Source organism: Bacillus sp. MAG717A (assembly GCF_036884855.1).
Lineage (GTDB): Bacteria > Bacillota > Bacilli > Bacillales > Bacillaceae > Bacillus > Bacillus safensis.
In genome coordinates this window covers 2,089,032-2,114,665 of sequence record NZ_CP145733.1, presented here as the reverse complement: position 1 = coordinate 2,114,665, position 25,634 = coordinate 2,089,032, and the positions used below count along the sequence as shown (strand labels likewise).

Sequence of the window (25,634 nt, the reverse complement as noted above, 5' to 3'; positions counted from 1 at the left end):
ACATTCTACACATCTATTTTTCATGTATATCCAAGGTAATTTCAATTCATTATCTCAAATTTCCTTTTACCTTCCAACATTTATGTAAAAATAAGTAATAAGAAGCATCACAAGATAGATGTATTCCTCCTTTCTCTACTTGTTTTTTTGATATTCCAAAAATACGGATGATAGATAGGTGTACTTGAAGTAACTGAATTAAAACAAAAAACCCCTCCAAAAAAATGGAGGAGTTCTCAGAAACACTAAACAATTATAGCCATATATACCCTTCCACACAAAAGGAAGTTGTAGCTTTTATGAAAGAAGAAGTTTTTTAAAATGTTGCCAGACCCGCATCAAGGACTTTCAAACCCTTGATGCGCTGCATTCTAAAAGTTTTGATGGAGACGGTGGGAGTCGAACCCACGTCCAGAGACATCGATTACTTAAGCGTCTACGAGCGTAGTCAACATATTTACGTGTTCACTCATCCTCATGCCTGCTGACGGGCGCTTGGAGAGCTAGTCTGATGGTTCTCTTCTTACGTCCTCAGACGGAAACGTAAGCGTAGCCTACTTCATTGGGCTCCTCACAGACACATAGGCGATGTCAGGAAGAGCTCGCTGCGCTTATTAGGCAGCTAGTGCTAAGTTTTGGTTAAAACTTTTAGTTTTGCCAGTTACATTTAAGTGCGTGTTAACGAGATCGCCTCTCGGCTCGCAGCCTAAGCTCGAACCATCCCTGTCGAATCCGTAACGTCCCCTTGTAAAAGGGATATACGGGATGGAAGTTCAGCTTCACTGCTTCCGTATATAACTATTATAACAATCTCACTGCTCGAAACAACTGGTGGTTTCTGTCAAAACAGCGATGATTGTTTACTGCATAACATATTGTAGCATAATGCTTCCGCTCTCAGCAAGCCATCTGCATCAGGCTAGAATTGCTTTTGACGATCGCGGAAGGCACGTTCGATTTCACGTTTTGCATCTTTTTTCTTCAGATCTTCACGCTTATCGTATTTCTTCTTCCCTTTTCCGATTCCGATCAGCACTTTAGCAAAGCCATTTTTCAAATAGAGTTTCAGAGGCACAAGAGAGTAGCCTTCTTCCTTCGTCGCACCAATCAATTTGCTGATTTGCTTGCGATGAAGAAGCAGCTTTCTCGTTCTTAGCGGATCATGGTTATAACGGTTCCCCTGCTCGTATGGGCTTACATGCATGTTATGAAGGAACACTTCTCCTCGCTCGATTTTGGCAAAGGAATCTTTTAAATTCACTTTTCCTGCACGAATCGATTTGATTTCAGTTCCTTGTAATACTAGGCCGGCTTCGTAGGTTTCTTCTATAAAGTAATCATGATTTGCTTTTTTGTTTTGGGAAACAACCTTTCCCTCTCCCTTTGGCATTGGCGTACACCCTCCTTTTGACACAAACACGGTCCAAATCGTACGGATTATTTTATCAAACAATCCAGCTTTCGACAATGCTGACGCCATGTGGTCAAAAAGCAAATAGAGCGTGATGCCCTATTTGCTTTTTGGCACGTTACTTTTTCTTTTTGCGTTTTTGTTTCGGTGCGTTTTCAAATACGCGTTTTTTCTTTTTCTTCTTTTTACGACTTGTGAACCAGTCACTTCCGCTTTTATCCTCTTTGCCTTTTTCCCCAGAGGCTTTTTGACCTCCACGCCCTTTTTTCGCTGGTGGATCTGTTCGTTTTTTGAACTTGAAATCTTTTGGTGATTTACGGCGAGTGCCCTTCATACCGACGATTTCAAAATCAATTGAGTGCTCATCTTTATTGACATTCACGACTTTGACAGTGATTTCATCACCGATTCGGTAGACATTTCCTGTCCGTTCACCGATCATGGCAAAGTGCTGCTCATCAAAGCGATAATAGTCGTCAGTCATGTAGCTGACATGGACAAGACCTTCTATCGTATTTGGCAGTTCAACGAATAGTCCGAAGTTCGTCACGGAACTAATCATGCCATCAAACTCTTCACCGATTTTATCTAGCATAAACTCTGCCTTCTTCAGATCATCTGTTTCACGCTCTGCATCGACTGAGCGGCGCTCCATTGTCGACGCATGATCTGCGATTTCAGGCAGCAGCTGGCCCCACTTTTCTAGGGTCGCTTCATCTGTCTTTTTCTGAATCAAATAGGTTCTAATCAGTCTATGCACGATTAAATCCGGGTAACGTCGGATCGGTGATGTGAAGTGTGTATAGAATTCCGTTGATAATCCAAAATGGCCAATGCTTTCTGGATCATACTTCGCCTGTTTCATAGAGCGAAGCATCACAGTTTGAATGACGACTTCTTCTGGTTGATCCCTGACAGCATCGAGGACACTTTGAAGTGCGCGCGGGTGAATATTCGTTGACGTTCCTTTTACAATGTAACCAAACGTCGTCACGAACTCTAAAAAGCGCTGAAGTTTCTCAGGATTTGGTTCTTCGTGAATTCGGTAAATGAACGGAACATTCATCCAGTGGAAATGCTCTGCAACTGTTTCGTTTGCAACAAGCATGAATTCTTCAATTAATTTCTCTGCAACGGAACGCTCACGAATGACAACGTCTTTCGCTGCGCCTTCATCATCTACAAGTACTTTTGCTTCCTTGAAATCAAAGTCTACAGCTCCGCGCTCCATTCGTTTGTCACGTAGAATCTCTGCAAGCTTCTCCATCTCTTGAAACATCGGAACAAGCGGCTCATATTTGTTTAGAAGCTCTTCGTCTTGGTCGACTAAAATCTTATTCACATCGGAATAGGTCATTCTCTCTGTCGTTTTGATCACACTTTGGAAAATCTCGTGTTTGACGACTTTTCCGTTTCGATCAATGACCATTTCACAAGACAGGGTGAGACGATCGACCTTGGGATTCAATGAACAAATACCGTTAGACAAACGATGCGGAATCATCGGAATGACGCGGTCGACGAGATACACACTCGTTCCACGTTCATAAGCTTCCTGATCAATCGGCGAATTCTCTGTGACATAATGAGAAACGTCTGCAATGTGCACGCCGAGCTTATATTTGCCATCATCTAGCTTTTGCACAGTTACGGCATCATCTAAGTCCTTCGCATCTGCACCATCAATCGTCACGATCGTTTCATTGCGCAGATCACGTCTGCCTTCAAGGTCCTTTTCATCAATCGTTTCCGGTGTGTCCGCTGCCTGCTGAAGTGCTTCTTCTGGGAACTCACCTGGCAGACCGTGCTTATGAATGATCGATAAAATATCAATGCCAGGGTCATTTTTATGACCGAGAATTTCAGTCACTTCACCCTCTGCACTCATTCTTCCTTCAGGGTAGCTTGTGAGCGTCACAACGACTTTATGACCTTCGACCGCTCCGTTTTTAGCGGATTTCGGAATGAAGATATCGTTTGTGATTTTTTTATCATCAGGAATGACAAAGCCAAAGCTTTTCGTTTCAGTATAGGTACCGACAACCGTCTGAGTATTACGCTCCAGAATGCGGATGACAGTTCCTTCTTTTTTCGTGCCGTTTGATTTGTGGCTGACACGAACCATGACTGTATCGCCATTCATCGCTGTGCCTAACTCATTTGGGGGGATGAAAATATCATCCTGTCCAAATTCTTCTGGCGTTACAAATGCAAATCCTTTTGCATGAGCAGACAGCTTTCCTTTTACTAAATTCATTTTTTCTGGTACACCGTAACGGTCGCTGCGCGTGCGAACGATGAGTCCTTGATCTTCCAGCGTCACAAGTGCTTTGACGAGCTCTTTATAATCATCAGGATTGGTAATCTCCATCATGACTTCCAGCTCTTGAACGGTTAACGGTTTATACGCTTCTTCTTTCATAAAAGCGAGTAATTCATCCATAAATTCTTCTTTTTGCACACTCTAACCCCCTATATATTTAAATTGACCAATCAAGTGATTCTAAGAATGCATGGACATCCTGATGAACCTTCTCCCGCTCTTTATCAAGCGTGATGACATGCCCTGATTCTTCATACCATTTCAAATGCTTATCATCTGTCTCTACTTCGTTATAAATGATATTTGCACTGTCTGTATTAATCATATGATCATGACGTGCCTGCACAACAAAAGTAGGTGAATAGATCATGTCGACATTGTTTCTGACATCTGCAATCAGTTCTTGCAGGCTCTTGAGAGTATCCATTGGTGTTTTCTTGAACGCTTCCATTTCTTGTTCAATTTGGTCCTCTGACTTACCCTCAAATTTCTTATAGTTACGGGCATAATCTAGTACACCCTGGTACATGACTTCTTCACTTTTTATGTACATAGGTGCACACATAGGTACAATTCCCTTTACAGGTACAGTGTAACCTAATTTCAATGAAAAAACTCCTCCGAGGGATAGTCCGCAAACCGCAATCTCCTCATAGCCCTCATCTTTTAAGAATTGATAGCCTTCTTCTACATCTTTCCACCAGTCAGCCGGGCCTGTATGGACAAGCTCTTCTGGCGGCACACCGTGACCTTTATATTGAGGTGCATGACATGTATATCCTCTTTCGTTCAAATAACGGCCAAGCATTCGAACATCGGCTGTATTCCCAGTAAAACCGTGAAGAAGAAGCACCGCCTTTTCTCCACCTTTAAACGTAAATGGTTTTGGTGTAACAACTTTCATGATGATGTGACTTCCTTTCCTTCTGATATGGTTTATATTTTCCACTTGTATGTATGAAACAAACACAAAAGAGTGCTGATAATAAAAAAAGGTCTGAAAAAAGATCAGACCTTCTGTTACTCGCGCTTTACACGCCTAAATATGCCAATGCAAGTGTTAAGATGAAGAAAAGCACTGACAAAATAACCGTTAATCGGTGAAGAATCAAGTCAAGGCCTCTCGCTTTTTGTTTACCGAAAAGCTGCTCGGCTCCACCTGAAATAGCGCCTGACAGTCCAGCACTTTTACTTGATTGTAGTAATACAACGATGATAAGTGCGATACTGACAATTACGAGTAATGTGATAACAAATGCGTGCATGAAAACACCTCCAGACAAACTGGTACACATAACTTTATTTTACATGAAAACAAGGTGCATGTCACGAAACATCAAAATAAAGATTTCCTATATATTGTCGACTTGATTCGTTATTTTGATACAATTTCGTTCCAAAGTGCTGGCTGCAGCATTTTTTTATGCAATTTTTCGGTTAAAAACTCATTTTTAATGAGTTGCTTCTTCCTTCAATAGCTGTTTTAATTCTTCTAACAAACGTTCAGCTCCTTCAGGACTCAGCATCACGCTTCCATTTCCATAGCTTTTGTTGTACTTCGTCACTTGTCCCGTTAGCAGGCAGCTCTTATCTGCATCATATTTTTTCAGCATAATGGTTTGATCTTCAATGAAAATTTCTAACAGCTGCTCTTCTTTAATATTGAGTACCTTGCGCATTTCTGAGGGCAGAACAATTCTGCCGAGAGAATCAATGTGTCTGACCATCCCAGTCCTTTTCAATGACATTTCCTCCTTGGTGATGATATCAATTATTGACTTTTGTCAACATTTTCATAGTAAAATAGATCTTCAAATTTTTTATCAAAGTAATGAATCATTTTGCCAATGACAAGCTGTCCTGGTTTCCGATGACCATTTAATACCCTGCTAAGTGTGGCAGGAGAGATGCCAATTTCATCAGCGAGCTGATTTAACGACATATCGTTCTCGATCATATACTGCATGACAAAAGCCCGCCTGATCTGAATCTTTTCGACCATCATTACAACCTCCTATGGAATCAATATGTACAACATGTAAGGCTCTCACATCAAGAAGTTCATTAACTTATGTCAACACTTTTACCCCTCTGCTATTTCCTTTGGTCAATGATCATACTAAAATAAGTCATATACTGAAATGTGAGGTTCGATGTCATGAATCACTTTGGTGAACAATTACGCATTTTAAGAGAAAATAGAAAAATGTCGGTCAATCAACTTGCCATGTATTCAGGTGTAAGCGCTGCTGGTATTTCTCGTATTGAAAATGGAAAGCGCGGTGTGCCAAAGCCTTTAACCATCAAAAAATTAGCACACGCCTTGAAGGTGCCTTATGAGGATTTAATGCTGCTTGCCGGTCATATTGAACAGGAACAAGTTCATGAAATGAAACCGAAATATGAGTCCATGTTAAAAATCTATCAAACGGCGCTTCAAAAGGATGTAGAACATCTTCCCATTTTTGACGGGGACAAATGGGAAAGGCTCTCCGCACAAGACATCAGCCAGCTGAATGAATACTTTCTCACGCTCATCAACCAAAAAAAGGCGAACAAATAGCGGGGCATAAACCTAATGTACATCCACCATTAACTAATGTCAATATTTTCATGGTATCCTTATTGCCAATAGTCAACAAATCAAGTAAAATAGACATATCGAATCTATAACCATGTGAGGTTTTGCCTTGATGAACTTTGGTGCATATTTAAGAGCATTACGTGAAGAAAAGAAGCTGTCAGTAAACCAATTAGCGATGTATTCTGAGGTCAGCGCTGCCGGTATTTCTCGTATTGAAAACGGGAAACGCGGCGTTCCGAAACCTCCTACGATTAAAAAGCTAGCTGGTGCGTTAAAGGTACCTTATGAAGACATGATGCAGGCTGCGGGCTATATTGAGGAAGTCTCTCCTGTCCATCAGATCAAGGAAGAGGATTTGGCTTTATCCAAAATAAAGGAAGCTGCAGCGAAATATGAACTTGATGATCTCGAAATATTTGATGGTGACATATGGTCGACCCTTTCGAAAAAAGAAATAGAGGACCTCAACCGCTATTTGTTATTTATGTTAAACAGCCGATCATCCTCATAAATGTTTTCATCATTGACAAGCTTTTTACGCCGATTTATGACAGATTTACGGTATAATGGGTTCAGATTGGAGTGAAGGAAGATGAATCAATCTGACATGTGCCCGCGGTTTGAAAAAGCAGTTGAGTTATTGAGCAAACGTTGGGTGGCACTGATTGTTTTTCAGCTTCTCTCAGGTCAGCAGCGTTTTAGTGAAATTGAGGCAGCCCTGACAAATTTAAGCGGTAGAGTATTATCTGAGAGATTAAAAGAGCTGGAGGCAGCAGGTATTGTAAAACGGGAGGTTTTTGCTGAAACACCCGTGCGCATAGAGTATTCTTTAACAGATATGGGGCGTTCACTTGCACCCGTTTTTGAAGAAATTGCGAAGTGGTCCTCTGAATGGATCACGCTTGAATCATAAAAAACAAGCATGTGAACTGCCTGATCATCATAAAACAACCTCCCTTACAGATGTAAGGGAGGTTTTGTCTTTTCAACCGCTTAAGCAGATGTGATGTTTTTTTCAGCTAACGCTTTTCTTTCTTTTTTCTTGTTTGTCGGGCTTAAATAGCGTTCGAGCCAGCCCATGACAAGGTCAGCAATGATAGCCATGAGTGCCGTTGGGATCGCACCTGCTAAAATGATGGCTGTTCCGTTTGTGGCGTTTGATCCTCTGATGATGATATCACCAAGACCTCCCGCGCCCACAAATGTTCCAATCGCTGTAATACCGATGGCGATGACCAGTGCGGTTCTTAAACCTGCCATAATGACTGATAAAGCAAGCGGTAATTCAACCATTCTCAGCACTTGCCATTTCGTCATGCCCATCGCTTTACCTGATTCTAAATAGGCATGTTCAATGCTGACAATGCCTGTATACGTGTTTCGGATGATCGGCAGAAGCGAATATAAAAAGAGTGATAGAATGACTGTATTTGCGCCAAGACCTAATACAAGCATCAATACGGAAAGCATCGCTAATGCCGGTATCGTTTGAATGACGTTGGTAATGGCGAAGACCCAATTGCTCAGCTTGCGGTAATGCGCCACAAAGATGCCTACTGGAATCCCGACAATCGCCGCAAACAACACCCCATACGCCGACATGAGAAAATGCCGATAAAATTCTTCTAACACATATGACCCATTCTGCTGATAATACGTCCATAATTGCTGCAGTGTGTCCATCAGCCGTGACACCTCCCCATCTTACTCAAAGTAATTGTGTTTTTTTAGGAAATTCTTCGCAACGGTTGCTGGTTCTTGAAGCTCCCCGTCGACTTGATAGTTCAGCTCTTGCATTTGTTCTGTATCGATTTTTCCGATCAGCCTGTTGATCACCTTATCAAGCCCTGGATTTTCTTTTAAGACTTTCTCCGGGACTACTGGTGATGCATCATATGGCGGGAAGAACCGTTTATCATCTTTTAAAATTTTGAGGTTATAGGCTTTGATTCGTCCATCTGTTGAATAGGCAAGCACAATATCCATTTTTTCATTTTTTAATGCATCATAGACTAAACCAATTTGCATCGGATATGTGCTGCCAAATTTAATTCCGTATGTTTTCACAAACCCGTTATAGCCGTCGCCTTTCTTTTTAAGCCAAACGTTATCGACACCAAATCGGTAATTGTTCGCATTCTTTTTCAAATCAGAGACCGTTTCTAGCTTGTTTTCCTTCGCCATCTTCTGCGTCACGGCAAAGGCATACGTATTATCAAATCCATAAGAATCAAACCATTTGTAATCATAGCGTTTCTTAAATTCTTTTTGGACGATCTCCATCGCACGCTCCGGATCTTTTTCTGCATCCATTCCAAGCGTACTTGTTAAATCCGTGCCTGAATATCTTGTGGCAGAGATGTCGACGTCTCCGTTTTCCATTGCTTTCTGCTGTACAGTGTTGGAACCTAGATTTTTCACAATGGTCGTCTTTTTATCTGTGTAATGTTCGATCATATCGCCAACCATATAGGCCATAATTTCTGATTCGGTAAAGTTTTGTGCTCCAATTCGCAGCGTGCCCCCTGAGGAGCCGGCTAGTCCAGGAAGTGAACAGCCGCTTATCAATAGCAAGCATCCGGCAAGCAGTGCACTGATCCATTTTGTTTTTCGATTCTTCACATAAGCCAACTCCTTATGAAACTTCCTTCAATCCTTTTAAGCCTTCTGGTGTTACTTTTTTCTCCAGCTTCATTAATGATAGGTCGATGATGACTGCTAAAATCGTGACTGGGATCGCACCCGCAATAATAAATTCCGGCTGATACAGCTGAAGTCCAATCAAAATGTAGTCACCTAGACCGCCTCCACCGATAAAGGCTGCTAGTGTTGTCCAGCCAATCAAATAAATCGTTGACGTTCTGACACCTGCCATAATGACCGGTACAGCAAGCGGGAGTTCAACAAGACGAATTTGTTCCCATGTTGTCATCCCGATTCCTTTACCGGATTCAATCAAGTTTTTGTTCACACCCTGGACCCCGGCATACGTATTTCTTAAAATAGGTAAAACCGAATAGAAAAAGAGAGCAACGATCGCAGGTATTTTCCCAACCCCCAAAATAGGAATAAAAAAGGCAAGAATCGCTAAACTAGGGAGTGTTTGAAAGATATTCACGATACCGATGATAAAACCTGCGCCTCGTTTCATTCGTGTGAGAACCACACCTAAAGGAACGGCAACAAGAATACCGAGCACAACAGCAATTAAGGAAATATATAAATGCTCCCACATTTTTGTAAGGAGTTCCCCACCATTTTTCTCTAGAAAGTCGATGATTTGATCCATGTGTACACCTCCCTCAATTCATTTCAGTGACAGCCGCTGGCGTATCGTCTCCCCAAATGGAGTCGTACACAACATCTACAAGACTTGCACGTGTCACAATGCCTTTTAAGTGCCCTTCTGCATCCACAACCGGTACATATTTAATGCCGCGTATTAAGATTTTCCGGACAGTGTCTCTTAGAAGTGCGCCTTCTTGTACGGTATAGAACTCTGTATTTAAAATATCACCAACGAAAGCTGCTTTTCTGCGGTTCGCATCGATTGTTTCAATGTCGATATAGCCTTTTAGCACATGATGTTCATCTACTACAAGCAAGGAATCGACCCGCTTTTCTCTCATGATGTAGATGGCATCTGTTAATGTTTTTTCAACTGTAATGGTGACTGGTGACGTGTTCATCATTTGTTCTACACGTTCCATGTTCGGGTTCGATTGAAGCAGTCGTTCTTTGCCGATGAATTCTTCTACGAATTCATTGGCAGGGTTCCGCAGAATATCGTCAGGCGTACCTACTTGGACAATCTCTCCATCTTTTAAAATCACAATTCGATCAGCTAGTTTAATGGCTTCGTCCATGTCATGTGTGACGAATACGATGGTTTTATTTAACGTTTTTTGCAGTTTCTTAAATTCTTCCTGCAATGAATCTCGTGTGATTGGATCAAGTGCTCCGAATGGTTCATCCATGAGGATCAGAGGGGGTTCCGCTGCTAGTGCGCGAAGAACACCAATGCGCTGCTGCTGTCCTCCGCTGAGTTCATGAGGGTAGCGCTCTAAATATTCCGGTCCCATGTCGACAAGCTTCAGCAGTTCACGTGCCCGTTCTTTTCGTTTTTCTTCCGGCCATTTTAACAGCTTTGGAACAAGTGAAATGTTTTGTGCGATGGTCATATGGGGGAACAGTCCAATTTGCTGAATCACATAGCCAATTTCTCTTCTTAATTGAACTGGATCTTTTTTCATAATGTTTTCTCCCTCGATGAAGATGTTTCCTGAGGAAGGTTCGATGAGTCGGTTGATCATCTTCATGGTTGTTGTCTTGCCACAGCCACTCGGTCCAATAAAACAAATAAATTCTCCTTTTGCTATTTCTAAATCAATATTTTTGACAGCCTTTTTTCCGCCTTTATACGTCTTAGATACATTCTCTAGTTTCAGCAAATGAGACACCTCCATTAGTCGGATCAATATTTTCAGAAAATTTACACCTTATTTATTATAGTGCAAACTTTATAAAATAAAAAGTTTACGATGTGTTTGTATTGCATAACATTTATTTAAAATTTTCAGTTAACGGTCTGATAGATAGAGATATCTCCTTTTTCCTCCAAATTACGAGCAAATACTCAATATTTATTGTTTTCATCAACAAACAGGTATATGATATATTGTGTTACAAATTGTCAGTCGTGAAGGGATGAAGCGGGGAGTGGACAAGCTAGCGTTAGGCGCCATTCAAAAAGCACAGGATCATTATATTGAAAAAGCTGCCGAGAACATGAATGCCTTTGGTCTTTCTTCTACAGTAGGTAGAGTGCTTGGTATCATTCACATGAACCGTAAACCAATGACGCTTGGAGAGCTATCAGAGGCGACAGGCATGAGCAAAACGAGAATGAGTCAAGTCGTTCGAGAAATGCTCGATTTGAATATTGCGGAAAAGGTTTATGAAAAAGGAATACGTAAAGATCTATATGACGTTGAGCAAGATCAATACCAAACGTTTATTTCCTTGTTTGCAGCCAATTGGTCCCGAGTTGTCAGCAAAAACCGCAAAGCACATAAGAAAACGTGCAAGGAATTGCTGGAATTGCTGGAACAGGACGACCTGCCAGAAGAGACAGAGGATAAAATCAATCTCCTTCTTTCAGAAATTAAGGAAAGTCTTGATTACTATGATTGGATTAGCCGCTTAATTGAATTCTTTGAAAGTGAAGAAGTGTTTAAGCATGTGCCGAAACCTTAAAAAAAGCTGTTTTATTTTACATCAATGTAGAAAAAACAGCTTTTTTATATACACTTATGACATAAACATCGGAAACATCCCTTTTAAGCCCGCGCCAATCATTTCAACTGCCACTACAGCAAGAATTAATCCCATTAACCGCGTCACGACATTCATCTCTGTTTTCCCCATTTTCCGCATAATGAAACTTGAATAATGAAAGGCATAAAAGGTCATTGCCAGAACGATGACAATGCCGATTAAAATTGCAAACATGTGAAGCATCCCTTGACTTCCCGGGGTTAAGCTCATCACTGTAGCGATTGTACCGGGACCAGCGATGATCGGAATTGCCAGCGGCGTAACGGAGACATCCGCCTTTTCTTTGCTTTCTGCCTTTTCCTCAGAATGAGGATTTTGGACATGTGACTCCTTTGCATTCAGTAAATTGTAAGCGATACCAAAAATGAAAATACCTCCGGCGATACGGAGTGCATGAATATCGATCCCAAACAATTTGAAAATGAGCCTCCCTGCCAATAAAAAGGCAACCAAAATAATGAAAGAGACCACAATGGCTTTTTTGGCTGTTTGGGAGCGTTCTTTCTCTGTATACCCTTCAGTTAAGGTGATAAAAAGAGGCACGTTTCCAATGGGGTTTGATACAGCAAATAATGAGACCACGACATGAATCATAAAGGAAATCAACAGACACCCTCCTTTTTTCTTAGTGTCTGCCAATATGATGTGAATATTCCCTTGTGATGTTAAAACCTGTATATATTTAACCGATGATAATAAAGGTTTAAAGAAAGGGGAATGACACATGAAGAAAACGATCACCATCATCCTTTTATGTGCTGTGGTTTTAGGAGCAGCCGGCTGGATTGTTTGGCAGCAGCAGTCCATCAAAGCATCAGAGGAAAAACATCAGCAAGAAAGCAAAACGAACACTGAGCAGCTTTCGAAGTTAAAATCAAATCAAGCAGATATGAAGCATAAAAACGAAGATCAAAAAAAGAAACTGTCTATCATCACGAAAAAGCTCAAAAAAGAAAAGAAAGCCTATCAAAAAGAAGTCAAACAGCGTAAAGCGCTTGAGGCAAAAATCGCCCAGCTTCAAAAAGAGCTGACAGCAGCGAAAGCCACTGCTCAAGCGAATAAGCAGACTTCACAGACTCCAAGGAAAACAACTGTCAAAAAAGACCCAAATGTCACCCACAATCCGCCCTCACAATGGGTACAGGATCAATATGATTGGGGTGTGAAACAAGGATATATTAAAGAATAGAAAGGATGAAAAACATGATACAAATTCGGCCATTGTCATTGTCAGGTGATCAATCTGCCCCTATGGATCTTTTACTCTTAGCTGATCCTTCAAAGGAAAAGGTTCTTAACTATGTGCAATCCGGCTCTTGTTATGCCGCGTATCATGAACAGGACGTGATTGGTATCTATGTGCTTTTATCTCTGTCTCAGCAGACAGTCGAAATCATCAATGTCGCCGTGAAGGAATCATGGCAAGGAAAAGGAATTGGAAAGCAGCTGATCCGCCATGCCATTGCTGAAGCGAAAGCCGCCAGCTTTCACACGATTGAAATCGGCACAGGTAACTCGAGTATCCAGCAGCTCGCACTTTATCAGAAATGTGGCTTCCGTATGACATCTATTGACCACGATTTCTTTCTTAAGCATTATGATGAACCGATTTTTGAAAATGGCATTCAGTGTATGGATATGGTACGGCTCTCACTCACTTTGCAAGCAGACTGATGTTTTGTTCCGTCTGCTTTTTTTATGTTCTACGCTTTTTCACCACATGCTTCACATATTGAATAAAAAAATAGAGCACGGCGCCAGCTAAAAAGCAGACCACACATCCAAAGAGCGTCGCCTCTGAACTGAATTGATACTCTTCAATTTTCATGATATAAAATGGCATGCCAAACATTGTTGGACTTGATTCAACATGATTGACCTCTAGCAGCAGTAAAAAAACAGGGGTCATAAACACAGCAAATACATACAGCATCGCAAGTGTTAAACCGCTGGAAAACGAATGAAATACTTTAATCATCTCTTTCTCTCCTTCATCTCTTTTAAACTGGCTGTGATATTTTTCCCGTCTGGACAAGCTGGATGCAGCATCACCGTATTCAGTAAAGAAAAAAGCAGCAGCTGATGACTGACCGGATGCTTCCATATCATAAAAAGAACAATCGAACAAAGCACCGGAAAGAGCGGGCCTGCAAGTGCCACCATCATATTGAAGCTCGGCCGGACAAATTTCTCATGGACGACCGCCACATGCTTCCAATCAATCGTTACAAAAAAATCAAAGAGCGGCCTTTTTTCGATTTTGTTACACAGCAAGATCATCAGCATATGACCGAGTTCATGTATCAGCACAACCGCTAGGAAACTACACACAAGCTCTATCATCGCAAGACAGGCCTCTTTAACATGACCGCATATATACAGCTAAAAAATGCAAGTGAACCTAACAGATAGGCAGTGGCGATAAGATACACATCGGTTGAAAGCCATTTCACTAAAAGCATATCGATGAAGCTGAATACAGCAATCATCATCACGATGACAAACAGTTTATTAAACTCACTGATCTTCACGATAAATCCGGTACAGGACGCCATGGCAGTGATCAACAAAATGGACAAACTTGCAAGGACATGGCCTTCACTTTCAATGCCTATCACTATAGATGCAAGCCCAATAAACACAAAATATGTCAACAAATTAATAGCGTAATAAAATAAAATTCTCGACAATAAATAAGCGCCCTTTGATGTATTTAACATAAAAATAGCCCTTTGATTCATATGATATTCTCTGCCAATCATCAGCGGAAGCATGATCAATATTTCCTTTAACGCATACTGCACAATAAATGCATACAGCCATCCAGTTTCTACCGGTGTAAAAACAAAAGGCAGCCCCGCCGTCAAACAAACGAGAAATAGAAACAAAATGCCCTGTTCTTTAAAAATAGCTGAACGGCTGAAATAGACCAATTCCTGCCGCAGTTGCGTCAGAAAGGAAGATTGCGTTCTGATTTTCTTATAAGAAAACGACTTCACCTCTCTTTTCAGCTGCAAAAACATCCGATGGACATAAGAAGCCGCTAACCCCTTCAGCCATAGCCAGCCAGCGCTTAGGAGGATCACGAGAAATATGAGATAGATGAATGGCCATACGCGGATCATCTCCATTGCTTTTTGCAAAAGGAGAAATACCAATAGATTCAGCACCGCAAAGCCGATCGTTTGCAGCAGCAAATGCTCTTTTGTTTTTGATACGAAATAGCTCACAGCAATCCGCATCCCCATCCAAGAAGCAAGTGCAAGCAGCGACAATACCCAGCAAGTCATGCATACAACCGTTATCCAATACAGAGATGGCGTAACACCGCTGATCAAAAGGCCTAATACAATCGGTAAAAAAAGTAGTCCAACCACGAGGAAACAAAAGAGCATCGGAAAGAAATATACACAAAGGACAAATGGCACACTTTGTATCGCACTATTCAAAAAGTAGAATTGATATTCCTGACGCTTTAATTTATTTCGGGATAACACAATGCCTGCGCCTAAAAGTAAAAGCGTCATTTTCATCAGTTGGAGGTATAGAGCAGCCGGCTCGCTTTCTCCTGCCTGCATGAAAAAGCGCAGGCTGATAACGACGTATATCGCATACATGAGCAAGAAAAAAGCCGCTGCTGCGAGAAGCTCTATAGGGTACTTTTTTGCGAGCTGCTTAACTTTCGTTGTCAGCATCCCCCATTCTATTTTATGAAGAACGTGTCGTGTCCAGATCATTGAGTAACCTCTCCACCTGCATATAGTAATCTCGATTCACTTCTTTATAAATCTCTTCAAGTGCCTGATGAGGAAATGTCTGATTCGTTTCTTGGCGGGACATATCCAGCTTGACGTCACCATTTCTCAAGATCATGAGATGGTCATAAAGCGTATCACCAAAACTCAAATGATGGGTTGAAATGAGAATGCCAGCGCCTTGCTCTCTCAGCTTCATGAGCACCTTTTTTAAGATGATCATCATATCTGGATCAAGTCCGTTTGTTGGCTCATCGAACACATAATAATCACATGACCTGAGGAGCTGTGAAATAATCTGCGTTTTCTTTTGATTGCCATGAGACAGCTGAGCGATAGGCTGATCCATATACGAACCCAGCTCAAACAGATCAATGAACGTCTCTTCCCGTGTGACATCTTGCTCATTTGGCAGCTGAAGTAATTGAAAGTATTCCCTCGGCGATAAATAATCGAACAACGAATGGTCGTCAGGAATATAGGAAACATGTTTTTTCAACAAGGAGATATGTTCTGAGGATTGAAGGTTCAGCTGTTTACCATGTAAAGTGACGCACCCTATAAATGGCGTCAGCCCAAACATAGATTGGATCATCGTTGTCTTTCCCGCACCATTATGCCCCAAAAGCAGCAGCATCTGCCCTTTCTCTACATTCATTTGAATATTGCGGAGAGAGAATGTGCGGCTATATGTTTTTTCTTTTAATTGTAATGTCAGCATCATATCCCTCCGTTTGATTCAGATAGAACAGATGACCTTGCATCTGTTCTCATCCCTGCTTAAAAACCGCACTGGATTTTAACGTACATGCCTAGTAATTTGAACTCTCCTAAGAATTTCGAGCCCTGTCCAAAGGTCTTGCATGCCCAAATCAATGCTCCAAGTGAAATAATGCCCAATATAGCGGCAAGGACATAAATCCAAAATGCGTTTTTCTGTACATTCTTAGAAGTTAGAATTCGTTGCTTCCTTTCATCATATGCCGCCAATAGGTGAAGGACATACATATACACACCTACTGGAAAACGAAGGCTAAAAGGATTCAGCATCTCATCACCCCCTAATATATGTAAAATGATACCACCCCCTTACAGAAAGCATAAGTTCATTTCAGATCATATTTTTAGACGAATTTTCATGATTTAGTGCTTATAAATGGAGGGGGGTTTGACTTCTTCTCTAACTGAAGGAGGAGGTTTTACAGAAATAGGATAAGTCAAATGAATTAGCTAGCGGATTTCGCTCAACAAAAAAACGCTGCGTCCCGCTCTCATGAAAGAGTGGAACGCAGCGCATAGCTGACATTATTTATTCAAGTTATAGAATGTTGCAATGCCATGATATTGTGCTGTTTCAGCCAATTGATCTTCGATGCGAAGTAATTGGTTGTATTTCGCCACACGGTCCGTACGAGACGGAGCACCTGTTTTGATTTGTCCAGCGTTTGTTGCAACTGCGATATCTGCAATTGTGCTGTCTTCTGTTTCACCAGAACGGTGAGAGATGACTGCTGTGTATCCTGCGCGTTTTGCCATTTCGATTGCATCAAATGTTTCAGTTAATGTACCGATTTGGTTTACTTTGATCAGGATTGAGTTACCAACGCCGTTTTTGATTCCTTCAGAAAGCTTCTTCGTATTTGTAACGAACAAGTCGTCTCCTACTAACTGAACCTTGCTGCCAAGGCGTTCAGTTAATAGTTTGTGACCTTCCCAGTCGTTTTCATCAAGGCCGTCTTCGATAGAGATGATTGGGTATTTCGATACCATATCTTCATACCAGTCAACCATTTCAGCAGATGTTTTCACAACACCTTCGCCTGATAAATGATATTTACCGTCTTCTTTGTTGTAGAACTCAGAAGATGCAGCATCCATTGCAAGTTTCACTTCTTCACCTGGTTTGAAGCCAGCTTTTTCGATCGCTTCAACGATTGTTTGAAGTGCTTCTTCGTTAGAACCAAGGTTTGGAGCGAATCCACCTTCGTCACCTACAGCTGTGTTTAAGCCTTTTGCGCTTAAAACAGATTTCAGGCTATGGAAGATTTGAGCGCCCATGCGAAGTGCTTCACGGAAGTTTGGAGCACCTACAGGCATAATCATGAATTCTTGAATGTCTACGTTGTTATCCGCATGCTCTCCACCGTTGACGATGTTCATCATCGGTACTGGAAGCGTTTTGGAGTTGAATCCACCAAGGTATTGATAAAGTGGAATTTGTAAGAAATCAGCAGCCGCACGTGCTACAGCGATAGATACGCCAAGGATTGCGTTTGCACCTAATTTCCCTTTGTTTTCTGTTCCGTCAAGTTCGATTAACATTTTGTCGATCGCTACTTGTTCTGTTACATCAAAGCCTAAAAGCTCTGGTGCAATGATTTCGTTTACGTTGTTTACAGCTGTCAGAACACCTTTTCCAAGGTAACGGTCTTTGTCTCCGTCACGTAGTTCTACTGCTTCATATTCACCAGTAGAAGCACCACTTGGAACAAGCGCACGGCCAAAGCCGCCAGATTCTGTGTAAACTTCTACTTCAACTGTTGGGTTACCGCGAGAGTCTAATACTTCGCGTGCATATACGTCAACAATGTATGGCATTTTTAATTTCTCTCCTTTTGAATCAATTTGTTATTTTTGAATCAATGATGTTCCTGTCATCTCTTTTGGTTTTTCAAGACCGAGTAAGTCTAAAAGCGTTGGAGATAGATCGGCTAAAATGCCGCCTTCTCTAAGCGTCGCACCTTTTTTCGTCACGATGACTGGCACAGGATTCGTTGTATGTGCAGTATGTGGCTTTCCTTCTTCGGTAATTAGCACGTCTGCGTTACCGTGGTCTGCCGTGATGATGGCATGTCCGCCTTTTGCCAGGATTGCGTCGACTACAGCTCCTAAGCACTCATCTACTGCTTCAATAGCTTTGATTGTTGGCTCGAGCATACCTGAATGACCAACCATATCCGGGTTAGCAAAGTTCAGAATGATCGCATCATGCTTGTCAGCATTGATGTCTGCAACAAGTGCATCCTTTACCTCATAAGCGCTCATTTCCGGCTTGAGATCATAGGTTGCCACATCTGGTGAATTGATTAAGATGCGGTCTTCACCAGGAAATTCTTCTTCACGGCCACCGCTCATAAAGAACGTCACGTGAGGATATTTCTCTGTTTCAGCAATCCGCAGCTGTTTCAATCCGTTTTGAGCAAGCACTTCTCCTACTGTGTTATCCAAATTCACTGGTTTGAAGGCCACATAGCCGTCAACCGTTTCACTGAAGTGTGTGAAGCAAACGAAGTGTAAATTCTTCGGATGAGCTTCTCCGCGGTCAAACGAGCGGAAATCTGCATTTGTGAAAGTGTTCGAGATTTGGATGGCACGGTCTGGACGGAAGTTATAGAAAATCACAGAGTCGCCGTCGTTTACTTTGGCAACCGGCTCACCATTTTCTCTCGTAATGACAGATGGAATAACGAATTCATCGTAGATTCCATTTTCATAGGAGTCATCAACGACATCATAGATGTTTTGATAACTTGGGCCTTCACCATACGCCATCGCGCGGTACGCTTTCTCCACACGATCCCAGCGTTTGTCACGGTCCATTGAGTAATAGCGTCCAGAAAGTGTTGCCACTTCACCGACACCGATTTCTTTGATTTGTTCTTCCAGCTGTTTTAAGTACACTTTGGCTGTCTTCTGACCAACGTCACGTCCGTCCAAGAAGCCATGAATGTATACTTTTGTTAAGCCTTCTTTTTTCGCCAGCTTCAGCAGGGCAAAAAGATGCTGGATGTGACTGTGCACACCGCCGTCTGACAAGAGACCAAATAAATGAAGCGCCTTGTCATTCTCTTTTGCATAAGTCATTGCCTCTAGGAACGTTTCGTTTTTCTCAAATTCCCCATCACGAATGGCAACATTCACTCTTGTTAAGCTTTGATACACAATGCGTCCTGCACCGATGTTCAAATGCCCCACTTCAGAGTTCCCCATTTGACCTTCTGGGAGACCTACTGCCTCACCTGAAGCCGTTAAGGTTTGATGCGGAAATTCGTTCCAGTAGCGGTCAAAGTTCGGTTTTTTTGCTTGTGCGACAGCGTTACCGACTGTTTCGCCTCTTAAGCCGAACCCGTCTAAGATGATTAATGCTGCTGGTTTCTTACTCATATTGACCTTCCTCCAATAATTGAACGAAAGACTGAGGTTCTAAGCTTGCGCCGCCTACCAAAGCACCGTCAATATCGGATTCTGCCATATATTCTTTAATATTTGCAGGCTTCACGCTTCCGCCATATTGAATGCGAAGGCTGTCTGCCGCTTCTTGACCAAATTCGCTTGCAACGGTTTGGCGGATGTGTGCGCAAACATCGTTTGCATCTTTCGCTGTAGAAGATTTTCCTGTACCGATAGCCCAGATTGGCTCATAGGCAATCACAGATTCAGCCACTTGCTGCTTCGTTAAACCAGCTAGTGCTTTCTTCACTTGATCAGCGACAAGTTCATTTGTTTTGCCAGCTTCACGCTCTTCAAGCGTTTCACCTACACAAATAATTGGAACGATGCCATGCTTGAATGCAGCATGTGCTTTTTTGTTCACTGTTTCGTCTGTTTCTGCAAAGAATTCACGGCGCTCTGAATGCCCAATCACTGAATAGCCGATGCCTAGATCTTTTAGAGCAGCAGGGCTGATTTCACCAGTGAATGCACCATTTTCTTCAAAGTGCATGTTTTGTGCACCAATTTTAAGGTCTGTTCCGTTTGATAGGCTGTTTAGCTTTTCAAGGAAAAGAGCTGGCGCACAGACAATGGATTCCACTTTGTCAGGAGATGGAATAGATGACTTAACTTCTTCAACGAAGCTGACTGCTTCGCCAAGTGTTTTGTTCATTTTCCAGTTCCCAGCTATAATTGGTTTTCTCATGATTGACACTTCCTTATAGCAGTTTTGGTCTTATTTATCGTTTAATGCAGTAACACCAGGAAGTTCTTTGCCTTCCATAAATTCAAGTGAAGCGCCGCCGCCTGTAGAAATATGGCTCATCTGATCGGCAAGACCAAATTTCTCAACAGCTGCTGCTGAATCTCCACCGCCAATGACAGAATATGTATCTTTTGCTTCTGCCAGTGCTTCTGCGATTGCTTTTGTTCCTTTAGCGAATGCATCGATTTCAAATACACCCATTGGTCCGTTCCAGACAACAAGTTTGCTGTTTTTAATCACGTCAGCATACTTTTCTCTTGTCTCTGTTCCAATATCAAGTGCTTCTAGATCACTTGGAATTTCAGAGATTGGCACAATGCTTGTATTCGCATCATTTGAAAAGTCGTCGGCTACCAGAACATCTGTTGGAATCAGGAAGTTCACGCCTTTTTCTTTTGCACGGTCCATAAAGGATTTCGCTAAATCGACTTTGTCTTCTTCTAATAGAGATTTCCCTACCTCGTGACCAAGTGCTTTCACAAATGTGTAAGCAAGTCCGCCGCCGATGATGAGGTTGTCTACTTTATCAAGAAGACTTTCAATCACACCGATTTTATCCTTTACTTTTGCGCCGCCGATAATCGCTGTAAATGGGCGATCAGGATTTGAAATGGCTTTTCCTAACACCTCAAGCTCTTTTTGCATGAGGAAGCCCGAAACAGCCGGAAGATAAGCTGCAATTCCTGCTGTCGATGCATGTGCACGGTGTGCAGCACCGAACGCATCATTGACATACACATCGGCTAAATCAGCAAATGCTTTTGATAATTCAGGATCGTTCTTTTCTTCACCAGGATAGAAACGAACGTTTTCAAGCACTAGCACATCTCCTTCTTTTAAGTCAGAGATTTGCTTTTTCACGTTGTCGCCGTAAGCTTCATCTGCTTTTTTCACTTCTTTTCCAAGAAGCTCTTGCAGACGTTTTGCCACAGGTGTCAGACGCAGTTCTTCAGTAACTTGACCCTTCGGACGACCCAAATGACTAGCTAGCAGTACCTTTGCGCCTTGTCCTGTTAAATACTCAATCGTTGGTAATGCTGCGCGGATACGAGTATCATCCGTCACTTCTCCGTCCTTCATTGGAACGTTAAAATCTACGCGGCAGAACACAACTTTACCTTTTACGTCAATGTCTTTTACTGATTTCTTATTCATGCTCGTCAGGAGATCCTCCTTTATTCTGGTTTCCTTACGCATTGGACAAGACTCTCTTTATCCTTTTCCCATTTTGCCCTCATCAAAACGAGAAATCGTGCAGAACGGATAAAAACAGAGAAAAAGGGAAAGGGATGCTTCCCCTTCCCTTGTCCGTCTTCATTATATCGTGTCTCTAGGAAAGAACCAAGTGAGTTCCTTCAGTGTGAGAAATTAAAGACCTTGTTTTGCAATGTAAGCTGCAAGGTCAACAACGCGGTGAGAATATCCACTCTCGTTATCGTACCAAGAGATCACTTTCACCATGCTGCCTTCCATCACCATTGTAGAAAGAGCATCGATTGTTGAAGAGTTTGCATTACCATTGTAGTCACCAGATACTAATGGCTCTTCACTGTAGCCAAGGATTCCTTTAAGTTCTCCTTCAGCTGCTTCTTTAAGTGCTGCATTTACGTCTTCAGCTGTTACATCTTGGTTTAATTCAGCAACAAGGTCAACTAAAGAAACGTTAGGTGTTGGAACACGCATAGCGCCACCGTTTAATTTACCTTTAAGTTCAGGCAATACAAGTGAAACAGCTTTCGCAGCACCTGTAGAAGTTGGGATGATGTTTTCCGCAGCTGCACGAGCACGACGGTAGTCTTTGTGCGGAAGGTCAAGAATTTGCTGGTCATTTGTGTATGAGTGAACAGTTGTCATCATACCGCGTTTGATACCAAATTTATCGTTAAGTACTTTTGCAAATGGTGCTAAGCAGTTTGTAGTACATGATGCATTAGAAATGACATCGTGGCTAGCTGCATCGTATTTGTCTTCGTTTACACCCATAACGATTGTGATATCTTCTTCGTTAGCAGGAGCAGAGATGATGACTTTTTTAGCGCCAGCTTCTAAGTGTTTCGCAGCGTCTGCACGTTTTGTGAAGAATCCAGTAGATTCAACAACGATTTCTACGCCTTGTTTACCCCAGCTTAATTTCGCAGGGTCACGCTCAGCTGATACTTCGATTGTTTTACCGTTCACTACTAAGTTTGTACCGTCTACAGAAACCTCTGCATCTAGTTTTCCGTGAACAGAGTCATATTGTAAAAGGTGTGCAAGCATGTTAGCATCTGTTAGATCGTTAACCGCTACTACCTCAACTTCAGGATTATTTAATGCTGCACGAAATACGTTACGTCCAATACGTCCAAATCCGTTAATACCGACTTTTACTGCCATGATGTTTCCTCCTTTTATAGGTCACAATGTTTTATATTGAGGGATCAATTGACTCCCTTAATAACTCTTTTGCGGCTCCTTCGTCTGTGACGAGAACCGTTCGGCGTGGTTTTTTGAAATAAGCTTCAATCGCCCCCGCCTTTGATGATCCACCTGCAACAGCAATGATATGTGGAATGCTTTCTAGATCATCTAGCTGCATGCCGACGGAGTGCACTTTGTGTACGACCTCACCATCACGATTAAAGTAATAGCCAAAGGCTTCTGTCACTGCGTCATGCTCATCAATCTTTTTTAAATCTTCAGCTGGTGTATTTCGTCTCATCGCCATTGTTTTTGCTTCACCAATACCATGAATGAGCATCGTGGACGATTTAATCGTTTGAAGCACTTCTTTGACGGACGGCTCTTCAATAATGGAAGAGTATGCACCTTCTGACAGCTGTCCTGGAACAAACAGCAGTTTGTAAGTACCGGAAGCTTTTTCAGCCATGTGGGCACAAATGGTGTTTGCCTGATTTTTTACATTCTCCCCAAGACCGCCTCTCGCAGGGACAAACATCATATCGCGGTTTTTGGCATCAGGGGTCATCATTTCGGCAACGGCTTCCATCGTCGTTCCGCCAGTGACGGCGACGATATTATTTCCAGTAAACCTTTTTTTCATACATTGGACAGCAGCTCTTCCCATTTCTTGCTTCACCCACGGGGATTCGTCACTGTCACCAGAAACGATCATGACTTCTTCCAGGCCTAACTTTCTCTTTAATGTATTTTCCAAAAAAGTTAAACCTAAAACGTCCTTCATCATTCCTTCAAGCATTTCAAGCAAAGCGTGACCCTCACTCGTCAGCATCATGCCGCTCGTTTTGACATCCAGCAGATTTTGTTCTTTTAAAAACTGAACTTCAGCACGTAAGATACGCTCACTGAGACCAAGACTCGTCGCAAGACTTCTGCGGCCAATTGGTTCAGCTAATCTGATGTACTGCAAAATGTCGTAGCGTTTTTGCATAACGATGAGAAGATCTGGCAATAATTTTTTTTGAGCTTCCAATAAACGATTCATGGCTAACGACCCTTTCTTTTCACGTTGGACTAAAAACGTCCCACTGTGACAAAAAACGTCCCGCCACAGCCAAAAAAAATCAATCCCTGCTTTCTTTAATTATTTTAACAGGATAATCTTGCATTTTCAACTCTTAGAAACACATTTAGACAAAAAATAGACACATTTTCACCGATAACCTGCTTGTCATCAAGGTTCTTGCGATGATATTTCTTTTCAAAATATTTATTTCCTTTATATAGAATGAATATACGATTGAAAATGTGCATGCTGGTGATATCAGCATGCACATTTTTTTCAGGACCTGCTTATGTTTTTGTGATGGTTCCAAACTGTTTTACCTCTTCCTTCGGTTTGATTTTGAGATAATAAATAATGTAGCAGGCAGCCATGAACGGGATTCCGCAATAAAGGCCGATTCGCTGATCCTCGATAAAAAATAAGCTGATGAGGACGATGCCAAATGCGATAAAGCCTGCTAATGGAACAAATGGATAGAGCGGTGTTCGGAAGACGAGATCCTTTACATCTCCGCCCGCCTTTATGAATTGTTTTCTAAAGTAATACTGAGACAAGCAAATAGACATCCACACTACAACAAGGACCATACCAGAAATTGAAATGAGCCATACATACACCGTTTTTGGTGCTACAACACTTGTAAGCAGGGATAGTGCAGATACACCCATTGTCACCAATAATGCATTGATCGGAATTTTACGCTTGGACAGTTTTTTCGTAAAGTCGGGACCTTTCCCATCTTTCGAAAGCGCCCAGAGCATACGTGATGATGCATATAATCCAGAGTTTGCTACAGATAAGACGGCTGTGATGATGATAAAATTCATGATATCTGCAGCATATGGTATGCCGACCTTGTCCAGCACGACGACAAACGGGCTGTCGACAGTGCCTGCTGTCTGCCACGGAAGAAGAGCGGCCAGAACTGCAATGGATAAAACGAAGAAGACCATCGTTCTCCAAATAATATTTCGTATAGATCGCGGCAATGTTTTTTCAGGGCTTTCACTCTCTCCTGCTGCAATCCCTACAAGTTCTGTTCCTTGAAAGGAGAAATTGACCGTGACCATGGTTAATAAAATAGCAAAAACGCCGTTAGGAAATAGTCCGCCATGATCCGTCAAATGACGAAATAGAGGGGCTGGTTCTCCATCTTTCAGATGAATCATTCCGAAAATTGCGCCAATTCCAATGATAATAAATAATAGGATGGCAGCGACCTTAATGGCTGAAAACCAAAACTCGGTTTCAGCGAAGCTGCGAGCTGAGATGGCATTCACGGCAAATAAAATCACACTAAATGCAAGACACCACAGCCAAACAGGGATATCTGGGAACCACCTTTGGAGCAAAATGCCTGCTGACGTAAACTCCAGTCCAATTGTACATGCCCAGCTAAACCAATAAAGCCAGCCGATCATAAAGCCTGTGGACGGGCCTATATATTTGGTTGCATACTCTTGAAAGGAACCCGCTGTCGGCATCGCCACTGCTAATTCTCCAAGACAGAGCATCACCAAATACATTAACAATCCCCCAATAATAAAGGATAGAATGGCTCCCCCGGGTCCAGCCTGATGGATAATGAGTCCTGACCCAAGGAAAAGACCAGTACCAATGACGCCGCCTAAGGCAATCATAAAGAGATGCCTGCTTTTCATGGAACGTTCTAGTTCATTATGCTGTTCTTGCTTCAAATCCGTTTCCCCACTTTCACTCTTCTATTCATCATCCTTTGACAAAATTCGCTGTTCGTTGAAAGAGAAAGGGAGAAAGTGAA

29 protein-coding genes and 1 other RNA gene are annotated in these 25,634 nt (G+C 42.1%); 6 read left to right on the top strand and 24 right to left on the bottom strand.

Going from position 1 to position 25,634, the window contains the following annotated elements:
• Positions 1–381: 381 nt before the first annotated feature.
• The 7 genes from ssrA to V6Z54_RS10705 all read right to left on the bottom strand — a co-directional run bounded on the left by ssrA (position 382) and on the right by V6Z54_RS10705 (position 5,739).
• Positions 382–745: a transfer-messenger RNA gene (ssrA, locus tag V6Z54_RS10735) on the bottom strand.
• 174 nt (positions 746–919) lie between these two features.
• Positions 920–1,390: an SsrA-binding protein SmpB gene (gene smpB, locus V6Z54_RS10730; protein ID WP_012011279.1), complete on the bottom strand. Its 471-nt coding sequence runs from the start codon at positions 1,388–1,390 to the stop codon at positions 920–922.
• 139 nt (positions 1,391–1,529) lie between these two features.
• Positions 1,530–3,872 carry a ribonuclease R gene (gene rnr / locus V6Z54_RS10725; protein ID WP_025094047.1) on the bottom strand — a complete coding sequence of 781 codons (2,343 nt, stop codon included), beginning with the start codon at positions 3,870–3,872 and terminating at the stop codon, positions 1,530–1,532.
• Positions 3,873–3,891: 19 nt separating this feature from the next.
• Positions 3,892–4,638, bottom strand: a complete 747-nt coding sequence (locus tag V6Z54_RS10720) for a carboxylesterase (protein WP_041088235.1) — start codon at positions 4,636–4,638, stop codon at positions 3,892–3,894.
• 127 nt (positions 4,639–4,765) lie between these two features.
• Entirely contained in the window at positions 4,766–4,999 is a 234-nt protein-coding gene (gene secG / locus V6Z54_RS10715; RefSeq protein ID WP_003212746.1) for a preprotein translocase subunit SecG, read from the bottom strand.
• Positions 5,000–5,185: 186 nt separating this feature from the next.
• Positions 5,186–5,476, bottom strand: a complete 291-nt coding sequence (locus V6Z54_RS10710; protein WP_039181465.1) for an AbrB/MazE/SpoVT family DNA-binding domain-containing protein — start codon at positions 5,474–5,476, stop codon at positions 5,186–5,188.
• Between the two features lie 29 nt (positions 5,477–5,505).
• Positions 5,506–5,739, bottom strand: a complete 234-nt coding sequence (locus V6Z54_RS10705) for a helix-turn-helix transcriptional regulator (RefSeq protein ID WP_024719830.1) — start codon at positions 5,737–5,739, stop codon at positions 5,506–5,508.
• 153 nt (positions 5,740–5,892) lie between these two features.
• Between V6Z54_RS10705 and V6Z54_RS10700 the strand changes: the two genes are divergently transcribed.
• The 3 genes from V6Z54_RS10700 to V6Z54_RS10690 all read left to right on the top strand — a co-directional run bounded on the left by V6Z54_RS10700 (position 5,893) and on the right by V6Z54_RS10690 (position 7,231).
• Positions 5,893–6,297 carry a helix-turn-helix transcriptional regulator gene (locus tag V6Z54_RS10700; protein WP_034660010.1) on the top strand — a complete coding sequence of 135 codons (405 nt, stop codon included), beginning with the start codon at positions 5,893–5,895 and terminating at the stop codon, positions 6,295–6,297.
• Between the two features lie 130 nt (positions 6,298–6,427).
• Positions 6,428–6,829, top strand: coding sequence for a transcriptional regulator (locus tag V6Z54_RS10695; RefSeq protein ID WP_338527311.1), 402 nt, complete (start codon positions 6,428–6,430; stop codon positions 6,827–6,829).
• An 81-nt stretch (positions 6,830–6,910) separates the two neighbouring features.
• Positions 6,911–7,231: a helix-turn-helix domain-containing protein gene (locus tag V6Z54_RS10690; protein ID WP_024423485.1), complete on the top strand. Its 321-nt coding sequence runs from the start codon at positions 6,911–6,913 to the stop codon at positions 7,229–7,231.
• Between the two features lie 80 nt (positions 7,232–7,311).
• Here the strand turns inward: V6Z54_RS10690 and V6Z54_RS10685 are convergent, their stop codons facing one another.
• Genes V6Z54_RS10685 through V6Z54_RS10670 form a run of 4 tightly spaced genes read right to left on the bottom strand, consistent with a single transcriptional unit; the run spans position 7,312 to position 10,769 of the window.
• Positions 7,312–8,001, bottom strand: coding sequence for an ABC transporter permease (locus tag V6Z54_RS10685; RefSeq protein ID WP_034280931.1), 690 nt, complete (start codon positions 7,999–8,001; stop codon positions 7,312–7,314).
• A 21-nt stretch (positions 8,002–8,022) separates the two neighbouring features.
• Positions 8,023–8,940 (bottom strand): osmoprotectant ABC transporter substrate-binding protein, encoded by a 918-nt coding sequence (locus tag V6Z54_RS10680; RefSeq protein ID WP_269102531.1) that lies wholly within the window; start codon positions 8,938–8,940, stop codon positions 8,023–8,025.
• Positions 8,941–8,953: 13 nt separating this feature from the next.
• The gene (locus V6Z54_RS10675) at positions 8,954–9,607 is read right to left on the bottom strand and encodes an ABC transporter permease (RefSeq protein ID WP_041088230.1); all 654 of its coding nucleotides are present in this window, start codon (positions 9,605–9,607) and stop codon (positions 8,954–8,956) included.
• 13 nt (positions 9,608–9,620) lie between these two features.
• A complete protein-coding gene (locus tag V6Z54_RS10670; RefSeq protein WP_039181485.1) occupies positions 9,621–10,769 on the bottom strand; it encodes a betaine/proline/choline family ABC transporter ATP-binding protein in 1,149 nt (382 codons plus the stop codon).
• A 268-nt stretch (positions 10,770–11,037) separates the two neighbouring features.
• Here V6Z54_RS10670 and V6Z54_RS10665 point away from each other — a divergent pair, with 268 nt between their 5' ends.
• Positions 11,038–11,574, top strand: coding sequence for a GbsR/MarR family transcriptional regulator (locus tag V6Z54_RS10665; protein WP_034280936.1), 537 nt, complete (start codon positions 11,038–11,040; stop codon positions 11,572–11,574).
• A 54-nt stretch (positions 11,575–11,628) separates the two neighbouring features.
• Here the strand turns inward: V6Z54_RS10665 and V6Z54_RS10660 are convergent, their stop codons facing one another.
• Complete coding sequence (locus tag V6Z54_RS10660; protein WP_047202979.1) at positions 11,629–12,261, bottom strand: NAAT family transporter; 633 nt, start codon at positions 12,259–12,261, stop codon at positions 11,629–11,631.
• Positions 12,262–12,379: 118 nt separating this feature from the next.
• Between V6Z54_RS10660 and V6Z54_RS10655 the strand changes: the two genes are divergently transcribed.
• Positions 12,380–12,844, top strand: a complete 465-nt coding sequence (locus V6Z54_RS10655) for a hypothetical protein (RefSeq protein ID WP_269102532.1) — start codon at positions 12,380–12,382, stop codon at positions 12,842–12,844.
• 14 nt (positions 12,845–12,858) lie between these two features.
• On the top strand, positions 12,859–13,329 hold the full coding sequence (locus V6Z54_RS10650; RefSeq protein WP_269102533.1) for a GNAT family N-acetyltransferase: 471 nt from the start codon (positions 12,859–12,861) through the stop codon (positions 13,327–13,329).
• A 22-nt stretch (positions 13,330–13,351) separates the two neighbouring features.
• Here the strand turns inward: V6Z54_RS10650 and V6Z54_RS10645 are convergent, their stop codons facing one another.
• From V6Z54_RS10645 to V6Z54_RS10590, 12 genes are all read right to left on the bottom strand, one after another.
• Positions 13,352–13,633 carry a hypothetical protein gene (locus V6Z54_RS10645; RefSeq protein WP_048237467.1) on the bottom strand — a complete coding sequence of 94 codons (282 nt, stop codon included), beginning with the start codon at positions 13,631–13,633 and terminating at the stop codon, positions 13,352–13,354.
• On the bottom strand, positions 13,630–13,998 hold the full coding sequence (locus tag V6Z54_RS10640; protein ID WP_075611922.1) for a hypothetical protein: 369 nt from the start codon (positions 13,996–13,998) through the stop codon (positions 13,630–13,632). Before V6Z54_RS10640 ends, V6Z54_RS10645 begins: the two co-directional genes overlap by 4 nt.
• On the bottom strand, positions 13,995–15,392 hold the full coding sequence (locus V6Z54_RS10635) for a hypothetical protein (protein WP_338527310.1): 1,398 nt from the start codon (positions 15,390–15,392) through the stop codon (positions 13,995–13,997). The genes V6Z54_RS10640 and V6Z54_RS10635 overlap by 4 nt, the downstream gene beginning before the upstream one ends.
• Positions 15,364–16,131, bottom strand: a complete 768-nt coding sequence (locus V6Z54_RS10630; RefSeq protein WP_269102536.1) for an ABC transporter ATP-binding protein — start codon at positions 16,129–16,131, stop codon at positions 15,364–15,366. Before V6Z54_RS10630 ends, V6Z54_RS10635 begins: the two co-directional genes overlap by 29 nt.
• Positions 16,132–16,190: 59 nt before the next feature.
• A complete protein-coding gene (locus V6Z54_RS10625; RefSeq protein WP_039181508.1) occupies positions 16,191–16,460 on the bottom strand; it encodes a hypothetical protein in 270 nt (89 codons plus the stop codon).
• A gap of 255 nt (positions 16,461–16,715) precedes the next feature.
• Positions 16,716–18,008 carry a phosphopyruvate hydratase gene (gene eno / locus V6Z54_RS10620; RefSeq protein ID WP_003212752.1) on the bottom strand — a complete coding sequence of 431 codons (1,293 nt, stop codon included), beginning with the start codon at positions 18,006–18,008 and terminating at the stop codon, positions 16,716–16,718.
• Positions 18,009–18,038: 30 nt separating this feature from the next.
• Positions 18,039–19,574, bottom strand: a complete 1,536-nt coding sequence (gpmI, locus tag V6Z54_RS10615) for a 2,3-bisphosphoglycerate-independent phosphoglycerate mutase (RefSeq protein WP_107163049.1) — start codon at positions 19,572–19,574, stop codon at positions 18,039–18,041.
• The gene (gene tpiA / locus V6Z54_RS10610; RefSeq protein WP_017359213.1) at positions 19,567–20,328 is read right to left on the bottom strand and encodes a triose-phosphate isomerase; all 762 of its coding nucleotides are present in this window, start codon (positions 20,326–20,328) and stop codon (positions 19,567–19,569) included. The genes gpmI and tpiA overlap by 8 nt, the downstream gene beginning before the upstream one ends.
• A 30-nt stretch (positions 20,329–20,358) precedes the next feature.
• Positions 20,359–21,543, bottom strand: a complete 1,185-nt coding sequence (locus tag V6Z54_RS10605; protein ID WP_024426073.1) for a phosphoglycerate kinase — start codon at positions 21,541–21,543, stop codon at positions 20,359–20,361.
• 213 nt (positions 21,544–21,756) lie between these two features.
• Positions 21,757–22,764 (bottom strand): type I glyceraldehyde-3-phosphate dehydrogenase, encoded by a 1,008-nt coding sequence (gene gap, locus V6Z54_RS10600; protein WP_007500174.1) that lies wholly within the window; start codon positions 22,762–22,764, stop codon positions 21,757–21,759.
• Between the two features lie 31 nt (positions 22,765–22,795).
• Entirely contained in the window at positions 22,796–23,833 is a 1,038-nt protein-coding gene (locus V6Z54_RS10595) for a sugar-binding transcriptional regulator (protein ID WP_041088211.1), read from the bottom strand.
• A gap of 308 nt (positions 23,834–24,141) precedes the next feature.
• Entirely contained in the window at positions 24,142–25,515 is a 1,374-nt protein-coding gene (locus tag V6Z54_RS10590) for an amino acid permease (RefSeq protein WP_052468279.1), read from the bottom strand.
• Positions 25,516–25,634 lie beyond the last annotated feature (119 nt).